The following is a 10,365-nucleotide window of genomic DNA, read 5'->3' on the forward strand; positions in this document are numbered from 1 at the left end:
GGACCCGGTTCTGCGCTAACTAGCTCGGAGGGGAGGGCAAAAACGTTGCCTGCCAAGCGCCGCGCACCCACAAAAAAAGCCCGCCGCTGTCGGCCGACAGCGGCGGGCTTAGGGGCTCATTACCAGCTTTATTTCGAAGAGGAGGCAGGTGGAGCCTCCCATACGAAACGGTAGTGCTATTTCGCGGGGCTTCGTGCTGATTGAGTTGAGTTTCGAAGCACGCGAGATGTCTCGACTTCGCTCGACATGACGTTCATTTTTTACTCACCGCCTCACCGCCTCACCGCCTCACCGCCTCACCGCCTCACCGTCACTGCGTCCGTTTCAGGCCGGCGGTGGCGGTGGCGTCGCCGGGGCGGATAAGCAGGGCTTTGCCGTAGAGCAGGCGGGCTTCGGTTTTCTTGCCCAGGTTCAGGTAAGTCCAGGCCAGCGAGAGGGTGGCGTCGTAGTCGAAAGGGTAGAGGTTGACTACTTTTTCGAAGTAGCGGGCCGCGGCCTCGTAGCTTTTGCGGTTGAGGAAGATGACGCCCAGCCAGTAGTTGGCCTGGGTGTTTTGCGGGTCGATTTTGAGGATGGCCTGGTAGAGCTCCTGCATGCGGTCCACCTTGTTGAGTGCGTTGAGCGGCTTCACCAGACCCAGCTTGGGCTCGATGGCGTAGGGGCGCTGCTCCACGGCCTTTTGGTAGTAGGCCTCCGACACCGGGTAGTTTTTGGCCAGAAAGTACAGCCAGCCCAGCCGCAGGTTTTGCTCGTACGTGCCGGCGTAGCTCTTTTTCAAGGCCGCAATGGCGTCGGCGTATTCGCCCTTGGCTTCGGCGGCGTAGCTGCTGGCAAACGCAGCCTGCAAATCCTGGGCACGGGCGCCCAGGTGCACAACCAGGGCCAGCAGCAGCGTAGCGGTGAAGGGTTTTACCAGGTCCATGTGGCGGCAGCGGTCAGCGTATGTTGGGTGTAGAACGTAAGGGTCTGAATCTGGGTGCGAGCCTCGGCGCCGTAGTAGAGGCGGGCCTGCCAGTGGCCGCCGGGCAGCGGCACCAGCAGCCCCAGGCCCAGGCGGCGGCGCAGCGGGTCGAGCAGGTTGTACACGTAGGCGCCGTCCTGGTCGGCCAGCACGGGCACGCGGCCCCAGCCGGCGTAGCCCTCCGCCCAAAGGCGCGAGGCCAGGCGCCCGCCCGCGCCCACCAGCACGTGCGGGTAGGTGCGCCCGGCCGAATGCACGAAGGCCGCGCGCGTGAAGCCGTAGAGGCGCAAGGTGCCCAAGGGCAGCACCGTCAGCTGCAGCTCGGTCTGGGTGCGGCTGGTGTCGGTGAGGCGGCCGGCGTAGAGGCCGGCCTGCAGCTGCCAGGTGGGCCGCACGTAGCGCAGGGCCGCGTAGCCGAGGTGGCCGGGGTAGCGCGTCTCGTGGAAGCGGCTGCCCGTGAAGTGGTAGCCCAGGCGGCCCTGCAGCTGCAGCGGCAGCGGCACGGTGAGCAGGGCTTGGTAGTCGAACTGCCGCACCGACACCCAACTGGGCCGCCCCGGCTCGGGGCCCGGTAAGGGGCGTGGGTCGGGTGGGGGCAAGGCCACGCGCACCTGCTGGGCGTAGTGCGACACGGCCTGCCAGAGCGCCCAGCCCCCGCCCAGCTGGCTGCCCACGCCCAGGCGGGCGAAACTGGCGGCGCTGCGGTCGGCCGAGCTGGGCCACTGCCCGCCCAGCTCCACTTCGACGCGGGCCACGGCGCGCGGGCTCAGGTGCAGCGCCCGCCGCAGCGAGTCGGACACGGGCCGCGCCAGCTGGGCGGCGGTTTCGCGCTGGTTCAGGGCGAGCCAGCCGTAGGCCAGGCCCAGGCCGGTGAGCGGGTCGGCGGCGTTGGCCCGCCGGGCGCGTTCGTAGTGCCCGATGGCCTCGGCGGACCGGCCGCGCAGCGCCGCGGCGTAGCCCAGGCGCTGGCGCAGTCCCGGGTAGTCGAGGCCCAGCGCCAGGGCGCGGCGGCCCGCCGAATCCAGCGCCGCCCAGCGGCCCCGGGCCAGCAGCGCCGCCGTCAGGCTGTCGGCGTAGGCGTAGTCCGATAGGTCCTGGGGGCCGGTGCGCTGGGGCCGGCGCACCGAATCGGCGGCCGGCGCCGGCGCAGCGGGCTCTACCACCAGGCTGTCGGCCCCGGGGGCTTGAAGGGTATCGGGCGCGAGCGGCTCCACCACCAGGCTATCGGGCCGGGTGGGCGGCGTGGTTTGGGCCGCGGCGGGGCGCAGGCCGGGCCCGAGCAGCAAGCCGAGCCAGAGCAGGGGCAGGATCAGGCGACGGAGCGGCATACGAAGCGAAGGGGCGAAGACTGATCGGGAAGCAGCACGCTGAAGCCGGCCAGGGTGCCCGCGGCCAGCTCGAGGTCAGCCTGTTGCAGCGGGCGCACGCGGCCGAAGTAGCGCAGTTCGGCGCGGCTGCTGAGCTGCAGGCGGCGCGGGTGGTAGGCGTCGTCGGCGCCGTGGTAGCGCAGGGCAAAAGTCGGCCGGATGAAGCGCACAAACGGCGCCACCGCGTCCTGGGCCCACTTCAGCGCGGGGTTGCGCACCAGGGTCAGCGGGAAAGCGTCGAGCAGCTCGGCCTGGGGCTGGTAGCTGAGCAGCACGCGGTAGGCGGCGCGGTAAAACAGGTAGAGCCAGGCCGACTCCGGGCCGTAGTAGGCCGTGAAGTTGAAGGCCGCGGCAGTGCGCTCAAAGTAAGCCACGGCGCCCGAGTGGTGGCAGTACAGGTAGGTTTTGTTGTAGGCGTCGGTGAAAACTTCCCAGCGCTGGGCCGGCGCGGCGGCGTCGTTGGCATCGAGCACGTCGAGGCGGAAGCCGGGCGGCAGGTCGAAAGCTTGGTGGAGCAGCGGGCTGAGCGGTAGATTTTGCACGGTTTCGCCCTCGGCGGGCACCTGAAAGCTGCGCACCGCCGCGCCGCTGAGGTAGTAGGCCAGCGGGTAGGCCAGGGTACGCGAGCCGATGTAGGGCGTGGCCTGCACCTGGAAGTGCACGTGCGGCTCGGCCGAACGACCCGAGTTGCCGCAGGTGCCGAGCAGGTCGCCGCGGCGCACCCGGTCGCCGGGCTGCAGACTGGTGCTATGGGGCCGCAGGTGCGAGACCTTGCTGAACAGGCCCGGCTGGTGCTCCAGCACCACGGTATTGCCCCAGTTCTGGCGTGTGTTTACCTGCCCCACGGGGTTGTCGTCGATGTGCGAGACGACCACCACCACCACGCCGTCGGCCGGGGCCAGCACCGGCTTGTTGTAGCAGTAGTAGTCGGCCAGGTTGGCGCCGCTGCCGCGGTAGGTGCGCCCGTCTGCGTCGCGGATCATGAAGTCCAGGGCCTGGGCCCATTCGCCCTGGTGCGTGGGCAGGCCGTCGTAGCCCTGCGTCACCTGCCACTCGCCCAGGAAGGGGAGGCTCAGGTGCACGTACAGCTGACTTTGCAGCCGCTCCCGGTCGTTGGTGTAGGCGTAAAGGTTGCGCTCGGGCGAGTAGCGCTGAATGGGCGTGAGCGGCAGCCAGTGGCCGTGCTGGCGCAGCAGCAGCACGTAGAGAAACAGCTGCGACACCAGGCAAAACGGCAGCGAAAACGCCGGCAGCCCCAGCCGGGCCAGCAGCGCCGTCAGCCCCGCCACCAGCACCGCCGTGATGGGCACGCTCAGCAGCGCCCACAGGTAGGAAGCCGCCGAGGGAATGACGAACACCCCGCCCACCGCCACGGCCGCCATAATGTAGTTGGCGCCGAGGTTGTAGTGGTTGATGCCGTCCTGGTACACGCCCGTGGCCATGCCGAAGGCGTAAGCCCCCAAAAACGCCACCACCGACAAGGAAAACGCAATGCGGGAATGCCACAGCAATCCGGCAGCCATGAGCAAGCCCACCAGCGGGCTGTCCTGAAAAAACACCGAACTCAGGGCCCGCAGGTAGGTGTCGGGCATGAGCGGCAGGTGCCAGCCGTTGAGCCAGTGAATGACGTGCAGCAGCGGCGCGCCGCCCACGGCGTACATTTCGTTGAGCCAGTAGATGCCCCGCTCGTTCAGGGCCAAGGCGTGAAACTGCTCGGCCGCGGGCGTGAGCAGCCAGATGACGCCCAAAAACGGCAAGGACAGCGGCGGGAGGCCTTTGTGCCCCAGCCAGCCGCCCAGGGCCACCGTCAGCAGCAGGGCAAACAGGGCCCCCACCAGCAACACCAGTCCGAAGGCCCAGCCCGGCTCGTAGAACGTACCCAGGGCCAGGCCCACCAGCAGGGCGTTGAAGCCGTAGCCGCCGGTGGCCAGCACTTCCCGATTAAAACCCATCAGCCAGCCCGCGCCCACCGCCAGCCCCGTTGCCGCCAGCCCGGCCGCGCCTGCGCCGGGATTGGCAAACGAGAGCAGCAGCAGCAGAGCCGCAAAGCCCCGGTGCTGGGAGAAGAAAACCAGGCTGTAGCTGCGCAACACGGCCAAAGCGAGGGTGCGCAGGGTCGTATTGGCTGGGAACATTGGCGGGCCTCGCCGCCCAGCTTCCGCTCAAAAGGAGCGAGGAAGCCGAAGCGGCGCGAATGATGATTATAGGTGGAAAAGCAAATGTAGAACGGGCGGGGCTGCGCAGCGCGAGCGGAGCAGCCCCGCGGGCGTCAGCACGACATCATCAGGGCCTCGTCGTGGCCTGTGAAGGACGCCCGCCCGCAGTCGGCGAGGTGCCCGGGGCGGAAGGGCTCAGGTGAGTCGGCATTTCCTCCAGCTGCTGCAGGTAGTCCAGCGTTTCGGCCTGCCGAATGCGGTGGGGGCGGCCCTGCTCGTCGAGCAGCACCACGGCCGGGCGCAGGGTGATAAACTGCATCCACTGCGTCATGTTGTAGGCGCCCACTTTGTGCACCACCACTTGGTCACCGCGGCTGAGCAGGGGCAGGTTCACGCTTTCGCGCAGCACGTCGATGTTCATGCACAGCGGGCCGTAGAGCACCGTGTCCTCGGTGTGCTGCGAGAAGTCCCCGGCCGGGCTGATTTTGTGGTCGTACCAGAAGGAGGTGAAGAGCACGTTCACCCCGAAGTCGAGGATGGTGGCGCGGCGGCCGTCGGCGAGGCGCTTGGTGGCCAGCACCGTGCCCAGCAGGTAGCCCGCGTCGTCGACGAGCAGGCGGCCGGCTTCGAGCACGAGCAGCGGCAGCTCGTCTTGGCGGAAGCCGGCGCGCTGCAGGGTGTCGGCAATGACCTCGGCAAACTCGTCGATGCCCGGTGCGGTGTCGGTGCCGGGCAGGTAGGCGCCCTTCAGGGTATTGGTCGACGGGAAGCCGCCGCCCAGGTCGAGGTACTGAATCGGGGTGTTCAGCTGGGTGCGGCAGCTCCAGGCCAAGTCGGCCAACTTCTGCGCGGCCACGCCGTAGGGCTTGGTGCTCAGTAGGTAGGTGCCCAGGTGGCAGTGCAGCCCCACCAGTTCCAGCCGCCCCGAGCCCACGATGCGGCCAATGGCGTTCCAGGCCTGCCCGTTTTCCAGGTTGAAGCCGAACCGGTCCCACTGCGGGTACACGCCCGCGTCGAGGTTGACGCGCACGGCCACCCGCGGCCGGCGCGGCAGCGTGGCGGCCACGTCCAGCAGCTCGTACAGCTCGTCGAAGTGGTCGAGGTGAATCACCGAGTCCAGCGCGCAGGCCCGCTCCAGCTCGGCCCGCGACTTGCTCGGCCCGTTGAAGATGATCTGCGGCCCCGGCACCCCGTTGAGCAGGGCCTTTTCGTACTCGAAGCCCGACACCACCTCGGCCCAGGCGCCTTCCTGGTGAAACACTCGGCACACGGCGTTGAGGTAGTTGGTTTTGTACGACCACGCAAACTGCACCCGCGGGTAGCGCGTGCGAAAGGCCCGCACGGCCTGCTGATAATTGCGCCGCAGTTGCCGCTCGCTGAGCACGAACAGCGGGGAGCCGAACTCACCGAGCAAGTCCTTCACCGGCGCCCCGTCGATGTCGGGTACCGGCTGGGTTTCGGTGCGGGCGCCAAACTTGTTGAGCGGCCCGGCGCTGAGCTTTTTGATGAGCGGCCGTTCGTAGCGTTGTTTCATGGGTGGGAATATGTAGCGCGAACTTTCAGTTTGCGTAGCGCGGAACGATGGGGAAGCGGCGGGGTTCGACCAGAAAGCAGCGGGAATACGCGAACCAAAAGTTCGCGCTACAGCTCGCCGAAAGCAGAAATCTGGTGAAACTCGTGGTTGTCGGTAATCAGGTCCCAGGCGTAGCGGATAAACATGCGGCCCACGGCGTACTCCGTCCACGGATAAACCGGCAAGCCCAGGGCCAAGCGCACCAGCGCGGCGGGTTGGTTTTGGCCCGCCGCCACCGTCAGGTAAATCCAGGCCGGAAAGCGCGGGTTGATTTCCAGGACGAACAGCCGCCCGTCGGCCGCACGCATCAGTTCCAGCTCGCAGCCGCCGCGCCAACCGGTGCGCTCCACGAAGCGGCGCGCCAGCTGCAGCAGCGTCTCGTCTTCCAGGGTGATGCCGGCCCAGGCCTTGCCCTTGTCGGTGATGTAGAGCTTGCGCATGGGCACCGCGCTCAGGGTGCGGCCGGTGCCGTCGCCCAGGGCCGCCACGTTGATTTCGTGGCCCTGCACAAATTCTTGGGCAATAACCGGCAGCCCCCACTTGGCGCTGATCTGGTGAAAGGCCTTGCGCGCTTGCTCCAGGGTGTGGGCCACCGTCGCGTCGTAAAACTTGCCCTTGACCACCAGCGGGTAGCCCAGCTGCTCGGCCGCCTGGGCCAGCTCGTCGGCGCGGTGCAGGAGGTGCTGCTGGGGCACCAGCAGGCCGTGCGCTTCCCCGAAGGCGCGCAGGTTGAGCTTGTCGCGGGCTTCGAGCTGCTCCAGCGTGGGCAGAAAGGTGCGGATGCCCAGCGCCGCCAGCCGCGGGGCCAGGCGCACGAAATTGGGCAGCTCCGCGTCGAAGTTCGGGATGATAACGTCCAGGCCCTCCCGCTCGTGAATCTCGCCGAGGCGCTCCAGCAGCACCTGCGTGCCGGCCGAAGGGTAGGGTAGCTGGTAGGTCTTGTCGACCACGTCGTGCATGTAAATGCCCGGCTCCAGCGCCTCGTAGCTCAGCCCGATGATGCGCACCGTAAAGTCCGGGCTTTCGCGCAGGGCGCGGATGACCGCCACGCCCGGGCCGGGGCTGTCGATGGCGTTCAGGCCCGTCACGCCGATGACGTAGCGCGGGCGGTGGTCGGCAGCGGGGCTCATTTAGTCGAGCAGTTGATGGTCGCGCAGCTGGGCCACGAGGTCGTCCCAGTCCTTTTCCAGCTGGTTGGGTTCCACGTCGTAGCGGTTGAGCAGCAGGGTTTTGATATCGGCCGGGCTGCGGTCCTGCTTGAGCAGCTGCAGGATTTCGGTGGCCAGGGCATTGGCCGTAAACGAGTCGCCGGTAGCCGGGTTGAAAATGAACCCGGTTTCGCTGGTGGCAATATTCTTCTTGAGTTTCATAGCAAGGGCGGCCGGAGCCGCCAATCGGAAAAAGACGTCGCCGCGCGGGCGTCATCCAGACCCTAAACATACGACAGGCCGCCCACCGCGGCGGTTCGCCAATCGACCAGCCCGGCAAATGTGCCGACCATTTTGCCTTGCCGAACGGGCGTGGGCGGGCACGAGCCGCGGCCCGCGCCCACCTCGCTCAGGTAGCTCCCAATGACCGCGGCCCAGTCGTTACCCGCAAAACCCAAGCCGCGTGACACTCACTCACCGCCACTGTGCGGAGGCGCAAACGCCGGGACAAAGGCGGCCATCGGGATGCGTAAGGGTGGGTCGGCTAGCGGGTAGTTAGGCGGCGAGATAGTGCAAAATATCGGTGAGCAGCCGCCCTTGCTGGGCCGCCGAAAAGTAGCGGCTCAGCTGCGGGTACGGGGCCGACGCCCGGCGCCCGGCTTGCAGCACGGCGCGCACCTGCACGGCGCCAAACGCCACGTCGCGGGCCGGGAAAAGGTGCTGCAGGCCGGGAAAGTCGGGAGCGGCGGCGCCCTCGGCCGCTACCACCGGGCAGCCCGCGGCCAGAGCCGCCAGCAGCAGCGGGTCGTAGTCGTCGGTGGGGGCGGGGGAGAGCAGCGCGTCGAGGGCGGGGAAGAGCAGGCCGTCGGCGGCCGGCGCATGAAACGGGCGCAGGTATACCACCTGCGAAAGGCCCAGCGCCCGGGCGTGCTGGCGCAGCTGCTGCCAGCGCGCGGCGTCGGGCGGGGTGTGCGGGTGCCCCACGATAACCAGTTCGGCGGGCAGTTGCAGTTCGGTGCGCAGGCGGTAGAGCACTTCCAAGGCAAAGTGCCCGGTGTAGCCGTCGTCGGCCACGCCTAGCAGCGGGGCCGCGGTGGGCAGGTCGAGCAGGCGGCGGGCCTGAGCAGGCGCGGCGGCCGTCACGCCGGGGGCGGCGCCCGGCAGCCCCGGCGGCACCACCCACAGCTGCCGGGCGTCGAGGCCGGTGCGCGTTTCCACGGCGCGGGCCGTGCCGGGCAGCGGGGCCAGCCAAGCGTCGAGCGGGCGGCGGCTCAGGCGGGCCCACCACGCGGCCGGCGCCGCCGCGGCCAAGGGTTCGTGCTGGTGAAACACCAGGCGCAAGCGGCCGCGCAGCAGCAGCTTGGCGGCGCTGGCCACCGGCAAGTCTAGGGCCCGGACGACCAGCAACGTGCCGATGCGCTGCCGGCGCAGCCAGCGGGCCAGCAGCCAGGCCGCGCGCGGTACACGGCCCAGGCCAAGCGGGCCCGACAACGGCGGCACCGGCAGCCGAGCGGCGGCGTGGGGGCCCAGGGGTGAAGCGGCTGCCGCCACCAGCAGCACGGATTGCGCCGCGGTGCGCAGCGTGGCGCACAGCCGCAGCAGTTGCTCTTCGGCCGGGCCCACCGCGGGGGCCAGGCTCAGCACGGCCAAGGGCGCAGCCAGGGTGGCCGGCGCGCCGGGGTGCACAAGAACGGACGGAGAAACAAAGGCAGACATAGCCGGGGCGCGGTCGTCAGGACCACGGCTCAAACATAGCCGGGCCCCGGCCGCGGCTTTTGCGCATTGGACCAGCCGCCCGAATGTATCGACCAACGCGGCGCGGCGTCGGCGGCCCGGCCGTTCGGGCGCCGGCCGAGCCGGTGGCGCCAACCAGCCAGAAAAACCCGCCGTTCGTCTAGGTTCAGGCGCCATTGGGCGAATGGGCAAGCGCGGCGGCTGTTAGTTGCGTTGTTTTACCGCAGGTTTCTGCTCCGCCACTCCCGCGGCCCGCTTCTGCTAGCTCGCTGAGCCCGGGGCAGTTTCACAAGGAAAACTTTATTGTGTTGGGGAAAAGGCCGCCTTGGCTCAGGGCGGTTTTTTTATTGCCCTCGTTTTTGGGTATTCCCGCCTTGTCAGCCGCTTCGGCACTCAGGATGGCCGCGCCTCGGCCGGCCAAAACCCGGCGCTGGTCGGCAAACTTGGGGCGCTGGTGGAGCCGGACGGGCCGAATGCCCGCCCGTCCGTAGTTTTGACCGTAGAGGATAGCAAGCCGCCAACCGGCAGCTGGTGCGCGCTGCCGGGCGGCCGGCACCCCGCCTTGGCCGGTACTGCCCCGCCTCCGCCGACTCCCCGCAATGCGCCTTAATTCCTCCCTGCTCCGCTACGCCTCCACCGTGCTGCTGCACGCCCTGATCTGGGGCCTGATCGGCTTGCTGCTGGCCTCGCCGCCGCCCGGGCAGCCCAGCCCACTGCCCACCGCCTTTTGGCTGCTGCAGGGCGCGGTGCTGCTGGCGCTGATGGGCGTCTTCTACGCCAACGCCCTCTGGGCCGTGCCGCGCCTGCTTTACCGCCGCCGGGTGTGGCTGTACCTGCCGCTGCTGGCCCTGGCCGTGCTGGGCGTGCTGCTGCTGCACCAGCGCCTGGAAGTGGCCCTGAACGTGCCCGAGCTGTTGGCCCAGGCCCGCGAAAACGCCCTGAACGTGAGTGCCTGGTGCGGCCCGCGCCCGCACGTGCAGCTCGGGCCGCAAGACGAGCCCGACCTGCTCAACCCGGACATGGTGCTCATCACCCTGCTCACGCTGGCCATCAGCACCGGCACCACGGTGGTGCAGCGCGCCCAGCACGAGGCCCAGGTGCGGCGCGAGCTGGAGCAGGAAAAGCTGGCCACCGAGCTGAGCTTGCTCAAGGCCCAGATCAACCCGCACTTCTTCTTTAATACGCTCAACAACATCTACGCCCTCACGCTCATCGACGGGGAGCAGGCACGCGCCGCCCTGCACCGCCTCTCGCGCATGATGCGCTACGTGCTCTACGAGACGCCCGCCGGCACCACCTTGCTCAGCCACGAGCTGACGTTTGCCCAGGACTACATCGAGCTGATGCACCTGCGCCTGACCGACAAGGTGCGCGTGACCTTCGACGCGCCCGCTCAGGTGCAGGAAGTGCAGATTGCGCCCATGCT

General features: G+C 68.6%; 8 protein-coding genes. 1 reads left to right on the forward strand and 7 read right to left on the reverse strand.

What is annotated here, in order from left to right; all coding sequences use genetic code 11:
- Positions 1-310: 310 nt before the first annotated feature.
- The 7 genes from LJ737_RS25910 to LJ737_RS25940 all read right to left on the reverse strand — a co-directional run bounded on the left by LJ737_RS25910 (position 311) and on the right by LJ737_RS25940 (position 8,921).
- The gene (locus tag LJ737_RS25910) at positions 311-922 is read right to left on the reverse strand and encodes a tetratricopeptide repeat protein (RefSeq protein ID WP_227769683.1); all 612 of its coding nucleotides are present in this window, start codon (positions 920-922) and stop codon (positions 311-313) included.
- On the reverse strand, positions 910-2,289 hold the full coding sequence (locus LJ737_RS25915) for a tetratricopeptide repeat protein (protein WP_227769684.1): 1,380 nt from the start codon (positions 2,287-2,289) through the stop codon (positions 910-912). Before LJ737_RS25915 ends, LJ737_RS25910 begins: the two co-directional genes overlap by 13 nt.
- Positions 2,271-4,463 carry an urea transporter gene (locus tag LJ737_RS25920; RefSeq protein ID WP_227769685.1) on the reverse strand — a complete coding sequence of 731 codons (2,193 nt, stop codon included), beginning with the start codon at positions 4,461-4,463 and terminating at the stop codon, positions 2,271-2,273. Before LJ737_RS25920 ends, LJ737_RS25915 begins: the two co-directional genes overlap by 19 nt.
- Before the next feature lie 148 nt (positions 4,464-4,611).
- Positions 4,612-6,018 carry a type III PLP-dependent enzyme domain-containing protein gene (locus LJ737_RS25925; RefSeq protein WP_227769686.1) on the reverse strand — a complete coding sequence of 469 codons (1,407 nt, stop codon included), beginning with the start codon at positions 6,016-6,018 and terminating at the stop codon, positions 4,612-4,614.
- A 107-nt stretch (positions 6,019-6,125) separates the two neighbouring features.
- The gene (locus LJ737_RS25930) at positions 6,126-7,187 is read right to left on the reverse strand and encodes an ATP-grasp domain-containing protein (protein ID WP_227769687.1); all 1,062 of its coding nucleotides are present in this window, start codon (positions 7,185-7,187) and stop codon (positions 6,126-6,128) included.
- Positions 7,188-7,427, reverse strand: a complete 240-nt coding sequence (locus LJ737_RS25935) for a PqqD family protein (RefSeq protein ID WP_138075193.1) — start codon at positions 7,425-7,427, stop codon at positions 7,188-7,190.
- 333 nt (positions 7,428-7,760) lie between these two features.
- On the reverse strand, positions 7,761-8,921 hold the full coding sequence (locus LJ737_RS25940; protein WP_227769688.1) for a glycosyltransferase: 1,161 nt from the start codon (positions 8,919-8,921) through the stop codon (positions 7,761-7,763).
- Between the two features lie 617 nt (positions 8,922-9,538).
- Here LJ737_RS25940 and LJ737_RS25945 point away from each other — a divergent pair.
- Positions 9,539-10,365 (forward strand): sensor histidine kinase (locus tag LJ737_RS25945; RefSeq protein WP_227769689.1); only part of this gene is annotated, 827 nt, incomplete at its 3' end.

It is taken from the genome of Hymenobacter sp. 15J16-1T3B (assembly GCF_020711235.1).
Taxonomy (GTDB): Bacteria; Bacteroidota; Bacteroidia; order Cytophagales; family Hymenobacteraceae; genus Solirubrum.